Annotated in this window: 8 protein-coding genes; 1 reads left to right on the forward strand and 7 read right to left on the reverse strand. The window is 67.2% G+C overall.

Annotated elements, in window-relative coordinates; translation table 11 throughout:
- Both TX88_RS11595 and TX88_RS11600 read right to left on the reverse strand, forming a co-directional pair.
- Positions 1–1,308: aldehyde dehydrogenase family protein (locus tag TX88_RS11595; protein ID WP_110918052.1), on the reverse strand; the 1,308-nt coding region annotated here is incomplete at its 3' end.
- On the reverse strand, positions 1,305–2,501 hold the full coding sequence (locus tag TX88_RS11600; protein ID WP_044516902.1) for an acyl-CoA dehydrogenase family protein: 1,197 nt from the start codon (positions 2,499–2,501) through the stop codon (positions 1,305–1,307). The genes TX88_RS11600 and TX88_RS11595, both read right to left, overlap by 4 nt.
- A gap of 207 nt (positions 2,502–2,708) precedes the next feature.
- Here TX88_RS11600 and TX88_RS11605 point away from each other — a divergent pair, with 207 nt between their 5' ends.
- Positions 2,709–4,772: an acyltransferase family protein gene (locus TX88_RS11605; protein WP_044516904.1), complete on the forward strand. Its 2,064-nt coding sequence runs from the start codon at positions 2,709–2,711 to the stop codon at positions 4,770–4,772.
- A gap of 3 nt (positions 4,773–4,775) precedes the next feature.
- Here the strand turns inward: TX88_RS11605 and TX88_RS11610 are convergent, their stop codons facing one another.
- The 5 genes from TX88_RS11610 to TX88_RS11630 all read right to left on the reverse strand — a co-directional run.
- Positions 4,776–5,198, reverse strand: a complete 423-nt coding sequence (locus TX88_RS11610) for a nitroreductase family deazaflavin-dependent oxidoreductase (RefSeq protein WP_044516906.1) — start codon at positions 5,196–5,198, stop codon at positions 4,776–4,778.
- A 60-nt stretch (positions 5,199–5,258) separates the two neighbouring features.
- The gene (locus tag TX88_RS32790; protein ID WP_162563129.1) at positions 5,259–5,585 is read right to left on the reverse strand and encodes a hypothetical protein; all 327 of its coding nucleotides are present in this window, start codon (positions 5,583–5,585) and stop codon (positions 5,259–5,261) included.
- A 91-nt stretch (positions 5,586–5,676) separates the two neighbouring features.
- Positions 5,677–7,254 carry a M20/M25/M40 family metallo-hydrolase gene (locus TX88_RS33300; RefSeq protein ID WP_084621886.1) on the reverse strand — a complete coding sequence of 526 codons (1,578 nt, stop codon included), beginning with the start codon at positions 7,252–7,254 and terminating at the stop codon, positions 5,677–5,679.
- Between the two features lie 18 nt (positions 7,255–7,272).
- Entirely contained in the window at positions 7,273–8,424 is a 1,152-nt protein-coding gene (locus TX88_RS11625; protein WP_084621887.1) for a zinc metalloprotease, read from the reverse strand.
- A gap of 120 nt (positions 8,425–8,544) precedes the next feature.
- The coding region (locus TX88_RS11630) for a zinc-binding dehydrogenase (protein ID WP_044516908.1) at positions 8,545–8,770 on the reverse strand (226 nt) is incomplete at its 5' end.

An 8,770-nucleotide genomic window follows, 5' to 3' on the forward strand; every position in this document is an offset into this window, starting at 1 on the left:
CAGCACGCCCACGTCGATCTGCTCGACGGCCTGCAGTGCCCGGGTCAGATCCTGGGTGAATATCGCTGCCGAGAGCCCGAACTCGCTGTCGTTGGCCATGACGAACGCGGCGTCGGCATCGGCGGCCCGCCGGACGGCCAGCACCGGTCCGAACAGCTCTTCGGTCCACACGTCGGCCGGTGCCCCGTTGAGTTCGACGATGGTCGGCGCGATGAAGTAACCCTCGGACAGCGGGCCTTCGGTGTAGGGAAGCCCGCCGGTCAGCACCGCGGCACCCTGCGCCGTCGCAGCGTCGATACCGGACGAGATGGACTGGTGCGCCGCGTCGTTGATGACCGGACCCATCTGGGTTGCGTCGTCGGTCGGGTCGCCGACGGCCAGGGCCGCCGCGCGCTCGGCCAGCGCGGCCAGGAACTCGTCGGCGATCCCGTCGGTGACGATCAGGCGGGAGGTGGCCGTGCATTTCTGCCCGGTCGAGCGGAAGGCACCCAGCATCACCTGCTCGAGGGCCAGTTCGATATCGGCGTCATCGAGGACGACGGCGGCGTTCTTACCGCCCATTTCGGCCTGCGCCGGAATTCCGCGCGCGGCAGCGGCAGCCGCGATGCGGCGGCCGACACCGGTGGAACCCGTGAACGTGACGGCGTCGATGCCGGGGTGGTCGACGATGGCGTTGCCGACGTCGGATCCGCCGATCAACAGATTGAGTACTCCCTCGGGCAGGCCGGCCTCGGTGAGAGCCTGTGCCAGCCGAATCGCCAGCAGCGGAACGGTGCTCGCCGGCTTCCACACCACGGTGTTGCCGTAGATCAACGCGGGGGCGATCTTCCAGGCCGGGATGGCGATGGGGAAGTTGAACGGGGTGATCACCCCGACCACGCCCAAGGGCTTGCGGGTGACCAGGATCTGCTCACCGGCCCGGGGCGAGGAGAAGATCTGTCCGGCCTGCCGGTCGCCCTCGTTGCCGTAATAGCGCAGGATCTGCGCGGCCCGCCGAACCTCGCCGATGCCTTCGGCTTTCGTCTTGCCTTCCTCGCGGGCCAGCTCCAGGCCCCACGTCTCGGCGTTGCGGTCGACGATGTCCGCCGCGCTCAGCAGCACCGTGCCGCGGTGATGCATCGGGGCGGCGGCCCAGGACGGGGATGCCTTGCCCGCGGCCCGCACGGCGGCGTCGACGTCGGAGGTGCGGGCGTTACTGCCTTGGGCCACAATCAGGCTCGGCCGCGCCGGGTTCACGCTGAGTAGCGCATCGCCGGCGCCGGGCACCCATCGCCCGTCGATCAGGTGCTCGATGGCGACGGTCATCAGCGGAAGGCCGCCTGCCCGGTCAGCGCCTTGCCGATCGACAGCAGATGCATCTCGGAGGTGCCCTCGTAGGTGAGGACTGATTCCAGATTGTTGGCGTGCCGCAGCGGCGAGTACTCGAGGGTGATTCCGCTGCCGCCCAACAGGGTCCGGCATTCACGGGCGATGGCCAGGGCTTCGCGGACGTTGTTGAGCTTGCCCAGGCTGATCTGCTCGGGCCTGGCCCCTTCGGCATCCTTGATGCGGCCGAGGTGGATCGCCAGCAGCATTCCCTTGCCGAGTTCGACCGTCATGTTGGCCAGCTTCTCCTGGGTGAGCTGGTAGCTGGTCAGCGGCTTGTCGAACACCTCGCGTGAGCCCGCGTAGTCGATCGCGGTCTCCAGGCTGTCACGGGCCGCACCGAGCGAGCCGAACACGATGCCGAACCGGGCCTCGTTGAGGCACGACAGCGGGGCCGACAGTCCGTCGGCCAGCGGCAGTTGTGCCGAGGCGGGCAGCCGCACGTTGTCGAGCACGAGCTCGGAGGTCACCGAGGCCCGCAGGGAGAGCTTGCGATGAATTTCGTTGGCGGTGAATCCGGGGGTGTCGGTGGGCACCAGGAAGCCCCGGATGCCGTCATCGGTCTGCGCCCAGACCGTGGCCACATCGGCGAGGTTGCCGTTGGTGATCCACATCTTGGTGCCGTTGAGCACCCAGTCCGACCCGTCGCGGCGGGCCCGGGTGCGCATGCCCGCGGGGTTGGAGCCGAAGTCGGGCTCGGTCAGGCCGAAACAGCCGATCGCGTCACCGGTGGCGAGCCGGGGCAGCCATTCGTTCTTCTGTTCCTCGGATCCGTAGCGGTAGATCGAGAACATCGACAACGAGCCTTGCACGGAGACGAAACTGCGGAACCCGCTGTCGCCGGCCTCCAACTCCATACACGCCAGGCCGTAGCTGACAGCGTTGGTGCCCGCGCAGCCGTAACCCTGAAGATGCATGCCGAGCACGCCGAGCTTGCCGAACTCCTTGGCCAGCTCTTTGGGCAGGGTGGCCTCTTCGAACCACTCGCCGACATTGGGCTTCAGCCGGGTGTCGACGAACTGGCGCACCGTCGCGGCGATGTCGCGCTCGTCGTCATCGAGCAGCCGGTCGGTGTCGAACAGCTCCAGCGGCCGGTAGGTGGACTTCTTGGCAGCCGGTGCGGTGGTGGCGGTCATGAGTCAAGGTTAGATTTGCCGGGCAGATCTGCCTATGGCCGGTTTGTATAACGGCGACGACAAAGCTGTCCGAAACGGCGAATTGAGATGCCCGCCCACCGACCTCGACCACCTGTTCCGGTGGCCTATGCTCGGTGCGTTGAACGGCGTGCCCCAGGGTGAACTCGTCGTCAGTGACCGGCGAAGACGGCCCAGGGAAAGTTGACCGTGCAGGTAATTGTTGGCGATCCGGTTCGCATCCCTGCCGTAGGGCAGCGGGTTCGCGATGACCTGATCGGGTTGTGTGGCGTGGCCATCGTGCTGGTGGTGGTCTGCCATTTCTGGTTCGGACGGGCGTGCGGCGGCCTCGATGTCCTGCTGGTCCTGTCCGGCTTCTTCGTCGGCGGCCGCGTTCTTCGCCACATCGATTCGGCGCGCCCGATGGCCCTGGCCGCCGAGGCGGGCCGGGCGGTGCGCTGGCTGGTGCCGCCACTGGTTCTCGTGGTGGTCGTGAGTGCGGTGTTGACGGTGCTGGTCCAGCCGCAGACCCGGTGGGAGGCATTCGCTGACCAGACGCTGGCCGGCCTGGGCTTCTACCAGAATTGGCAGCTACTCCAGTCGGCGGACGACTACGTGCAGGCCGGCGAGGCCGTGACCCCGCTCCATCACCTGTGGGCGATCTCGGCGCTGGGCCAGTTCGTGCTCGCGTTCTTCGTGCTGGCCGGCACGGTCATCGCGGTGACGGTCCGTCGGGGTCGTGGCGCGCGACGCGCGATCCTGATCGCCACGTCTGGCGTCGCGGCGGTGGCATCGCTGTATTACGCGGTCACGACGCAGTCGGACAATCCGATGCTCGCCTACTACAGCACCGCCGCCCGGGCCTGGGAGGTATTGGTCGGAGTGCTGGCCGCGGCTCTCGTGGCCGGCCCGGTGGGGCGGCTCCGGTGGCCGGGCTGGTTGCGGGCCGGTGCGGCTGCGGCGGGGCTGGCCGCCATCCTGGTGTGCGGCGCCCTGACGGAACGGACCATGCAGTCCCCGGGCGTCTGGACGTTGATTCCGGTGGCTGCCACCGTCCTGGTCATCGTCAGCGCGGCCCAGGGGACGCCGCCGAGGACGAACGAAATCCTGCGCAGCACCCCGCTCGTCACGATCGGGGCGGCGGCCTATCCGCTGTACCTGTGGCACTGGCCGCTGCTGATCTTCTGGTTGGCCACCATCAACGACGACGCCGTCGGCCTGGTCGATGGCGGCGTGGTCCTCCTGGTGGCGGTGCTGCTGGCATTGCTCACCGCGCGGTGGGTCCAGCTGCCGTGGCGCCGGGCCACCGACGTGCGACTGGTCTCGAGTGCGGTCGTCGTGTTGGTCGCGGTGGTGCTCGTGGCGACATCGCTGATGTGGCAGGGCCAGGTGGTACTCGCCCGGGCCAGCGGTGCCGAACTGGGCATGCTCTCGATTCGCGACTATCCGGGCGCACAGGCGCTGATCGAGAATCGTCGGGTCGCCAAGCTGCCGATGCGTCCGACTGTGCTGGAGGCCGATGACGACATCCCGCCGTCGTCGATCGACCACTGCGTCACGGGATTCACCGGTGCTGAGGTCATCACCTGCGTGTACGGAGACCCCAAGGGCACCCGCACGATTGCGCTGGCCGGCGGGTCGCATTCGGAGCACTGGCTGACCGCCCTGCATCAGATCGGGCGTCAACACGGCTTCAAGGTGACCACCTACATGAAGTTCGGCTGCCCCTTGACCACCAAACGCATGCCGATCATCGCGGGATCCTTCGAGGCATACCCGTCGTGCCGGACCTGGTCGGACAACGCACTGGCGAAGATCATCGCCGACCGGCCGGACTATGTGTTCTTCACCTCGACCCGACCGATCCTCAACAGCCCGGGCGACTACGTGCCCGACTACTACCTCGGAATCTGGGATGAGTTGTCCGCCAACGGGATTCCGATGCTCGGCATGCGTGACACGCCGTGGATGATCCGGGACGGATGGTTTTTCTCACCGGTGGACTGCCTGGCCAAAGGCGGTGACGCCGACTCCTGCGGGCTGCCGCGGGAAGACGCCCTGGCCCAGCGCAACCCGACCCTCGACTACCTGGCCGACTATCCGCTGATGAAGGTCCTCGACCTCAGCGACGCGGTGTGCCGGCCCACCATCTGCCGCGCTGTGGAGGGCAACGTGCTGGTCTACCACGATGCCCACCACCTGTCGGCGGCCTATGTGCGCACACTCACCACCGAGTTGGCGCGGCAGATGTCCGGCGCCCTCGGATGGTGGTAGCCGTCATTCGACGATGAAGACCGGAATCTGTCGAGTGGTCTTGGTCTGATATTCGGCGTACGGCGGGTAGGCCTCGACGGCCAGCTTCCACCAGTGCTCGCGCTCGTCACCGGAAAGCTCACGAGCGGTCAGCGACGCGGTCTTGTCGCCGTCCTGCACCGTCACGGCCGGGTTGGCCTTGACGTTGAAGTACCAGGACGGGTGCTCCGGGTCGCCGCCCTTGGACGCCACCATCGCATAGCGGCCGTCCTCCTCCACGCGCATCAGCGGTACATACCGCTTCTTGCCTGACTTGGCGCCCGTGGTCGTGAACAGCACGATCGGGCGGTCCAGCACCTCGACTCCGTCAGTGGTGCCTTGTTCCAGGATGCGTTGGGTCTGGTCGCGTACCCAGTCGGTCGGGCTCAGTTCAGCTTGCTCACTCACGCACCCCGCAACACCCGCCACGTCGCTGCTATTCCGCGCCGCCCCGGATTGTTTGCGGCGTCAACCTCCCGGCGTGATCGGGGTGAGGACGAGTTGCCGGGCCTCCGCGGTCACGATGGAGAACGTCTCGTTCCAGTCGGGCAGCGAGATCGTCAGCACATCGCGGCCGGGTTGATGCTCCACGGACCAGCTGCCGGAGCGACGGACACCGCGGTCATCGGGTCCCGGTGTACCTACGACGGCGTCGTGGCCGGGCAGCAGGGTGAAGGTCGTTCGCCCGCGCGACGGCGGCAGCGGATAGTCCGCAGGCCGGAAGGTCTGGGTCGCTCCACGGTCCTCCTCGTGCGAATGCGTCCACGACCCCAGGACCTGAGTTTCATCGATCACGGCGGGCACCCTTCGAGGCCGGTTGCGGCGTTGTCGCCGGTTCCATACTCGCCCGAAAGCACGGCGCGCGTGGCGACAATGTGACAGACACCTAGCCCAGCGCCGCGGTCACGAAAGCCACATTCATGCGCAGGATCTCGACCGCCAGGTGTACGTCGATGAACTCCATGGTGTCGGCTGCGCTGTGAACGTGGTCGTTGGCGCCGTCGGCGCCCTCGATGGTCAGGACGGCCGCAATCCCTCGATCGATGAACGGCACGTGGTCGCTGTTGAACGGATTGAGACTGGTCTGCACGGTCAACCCGGTGTAAGTGTGTGCCGCGTCGGCCAGCCCGTCGATCACCCGCTGCGACACTGCGGCCCCCTCCAGCAGCACCGTGGGATCTGCGGTGTTGAGCGTCGCGATCATGTCCATGTTGACCACTGCGCGGATCCGGGACCGTTCGGTCGCGCTCAGGCTCGCAACGTAGGCCAGGCTTCCGAACAACCCTTCCTCCTCGCCGCCGAAGAGGATGAAACGCACATCGTGCCGGCCAGAATGATGTTGGACGGCACGGGCAATGGTCAGCACCCCCGCGCTGCCCGACCCGTTGTCGTCGGCGCCGGGCGCGGGTGCGGCCGGGCCACCGGCGAGATTGATCGAATCCAGGTGTGCGGTCACCAGCACCACGTCCCGCGGACCGGGCGCCGAGCCGTCGCGTTCGGCGATCACGTTGCGGCTGGTCCTGTCTCCCACGTCGATGGTCTGAGTGCGGGTGCGGTAGCCCGCGGTTTCGAGTTCGGCTTGTGCCCAGTCGGCTGCCTGGCCGAACTGCGCGCTGGTGGAATGCCGGGTGCCGAAGCCGACCAGTGTGCGCAGATCGAACTCGTACCGTTCGGCCGACACGGCGTCGACGCATTTCTGTACCGCGGGCTCGGGCTCGCGGGCAATCCGCCGCCTGGTCTCGAAAACGGCGCTGCCCCAGGGCACATCGCGCACGCTGTAGCACGGGAAATCGTCGGCGGTGACGTCATCGGACGGGTCGGGGCCGACGTCGACCACCAGATAGCGTCCCTTGTCCGAGATCACGGCGACGTCGGGATGAGCCTTCTGGTAGAGCCGGCCGTGCTGAACCACCAGGCGCAGCTGTGCCGGCCGGCCCCGTGCTGCGGTGCGTGTCGCGGCGCGGCGCACTACGGTGTCGCCCAACCGAACCCAGTCGGCGCCGGCGAACTCCTGAACCCGGGGCAGCAATTCGGCCAGTGATCCGATATCGCCACCACCTCCGCCGGGTGGCCGAACCTGGATGGCAGCGAGGCCGAGCGTGCGCGCAGCCGCGACGTGTGCGGGGTTCTCTGTGATGAACAGGACGTCGGCGAATGCCAGCGCGGGGTTCGCCTTGGCGACGGCCTTGGCGAAGAACTCCCTGGTCGGCTTGTGCGCACCGACTTCACCCGACAGCGTGACGTGTGTGTCCACCGGTTCGAAAAAGGAACGGATGCCGAGAGTTTCGAGGATCTCGTAGTACTGCTGCGCGGGCTCGTCGAAGTCCGAGGCGAGCCCCAGCAGCACGGGGTTGCCGTCACTGTCCCGGAGTTCGGCGATGCCGGTCAGCGCCTCGAACGCCCCGGGTAACAGGACATCGCCGTCTTCGAGGGTCTGGCCGAGGTCGAACAACACAAGTTTCATCGCATCTGCCTGCTCCGGCTAGCTGCGGGCGACCAGGGTGGCGATCTGGGCGAGGACGGACCGCAGTTGTGCCACCTCGCGACGCAGCTCACCGACCTCCGCATCGGCCGAGGCGGTGGCCGGGGCGGGGGCGACGGCAGGTGCCGGCGATGCCTGCGGGGCTTCGGCTCCATTGCTACCGACCGTGGCGCCGACCAGCACCCGGGGTTGCGCCGGCTCGGCCTGGGTGGCGGTGCGTGCCAGGAATGAGGCACGCGGGCCCTCCAGCGTCGCCGACATGCGAACCGATTGACCCGCGGTGAACATGAACATCCCCGCGTCGTCGGTGTAATCCATGTAGTTCATGAACATGTCGCCGTTTGGGCCGTTGCTGCAGGTGACATGGGGGAAGGTGGGCCTGCCGAAATTCGCCCGGGCCTGATTGGGTGTGTCATCCACCAAATCGCCACCGCTGCATCCAGATCCGTCGTCGCCCCAGATGTGGCGCAGACTCAGCCAGTGGCCGATCTCGTGGGTCGCGGTGCGTCCGAGGTCGTACGGTGCGCTGACCGTGCCGGTGGTGCCGAAGAACGTGTGCGCGATCACCACACCGTCGGTTTCCGGTGGCCCACCGGGGAACTGCGCGTAACCGAGGATGGCCTGCCCGCCGCTGCGCAGCTCGCCGCAGACCCAGAGGTTGAGATAGTCCAAGGACGGCCAGGCGTCGACGCCGCCCGTCGCACTCGATTTCACGTCTTCGTCGTCGGCGGTGAAGAACGTCTTGTCCGTCGCGGTGCGGGTGACGCCGTCGGTCGGGTTGCCCTCTGGGTCGACGGTCGCCAGCTGGAACTCGACCTCGGCGTCGGCGATCAAATGCGTCCAGACCGCCGGCACACCTACCCGGTCGGGGTTGGTGGCCCGGAAATCCTGGTTGAGGACGTCGATCTGGCTGTCGATCTGTTCCTTGCTGATGTTCTCGGCCGGCGACGCCGGGTTGTGGAGGACGTGGACAACGACGGGAATGGTCACGATGCCGCGTTTGGGTGCGCGCATCCCTGACTCGTACGCCATCGCCCTGTTCTCGAACTGATCGCACCGTTGCCGGTAACTCTCGCTCTTGTTGAGCAGGTTGTAGTGGATGGCCATCGTGGCGCACAGTTGGCGCGACAATGGAACCTGTTGTTCGTCCATGGCCGTTCCTTTCGGCGAACCGGGGGCGTCGTGCCCGCTTAAAGTATTGGCGGGACGAACTTTCCGGACACGCGTAGTCGACTACTCGACTTTGAGGAACGGCGTGGTCTGCGCTGGAGGTCAGCGCAGCTTCAGCACCACTTTTCCTTTGGCACTGCGGTTCTCCAGCGACGCGATGGCCTGGGCCGCCTGCTCCAGCGGGTACACCTCGGGCTGCGGTGCGGCGACCGCGCCGGAGGCCAGCAGCGGCTGCAATTCCGCCCACTGCTCCTGCAGGTAGCCGGGGTGGGAGAACGTCCAGGCGCCCCAGCCGGCACCGATCACGTCGACGTTGTTGAGCAGCAGG

The organism is Mycolicibacterium septicum DSM 44393 (assembly GCF_000455325.1).
Lineage (GTDB): Bacteria > Actinomycetota > Actinomycetes > Mycobacteriales > Mycobacteriaceae > Mycobacterium > Mycobacterium septicum.

Excerpts from the sequence above, each read along its gene's own strand:
- TX88_RS11600 (WP_044516902.1), bottom strand. The coding sequence starts at position 2,501 with ATGACCGCCACCACCGCACCGGCTGCCAAGAAGTCCACCTACCGGCCG.
- TX88_RS33300 (WP_084621886.1), bottom strand. The coding sequence starts at position 7,254 with ATGAAACTTGTGTTGTTCGACCTCGGCCAGACCCTCGAAGACGGCGAT.
- TX88_RS11625 (WP_084621887.1), bottom strand. The coding sequence starts at position 8,424 with ATGGACGAACAACAGGTTCCATTGTCGCGCCAACTGTGCGCCACGATG.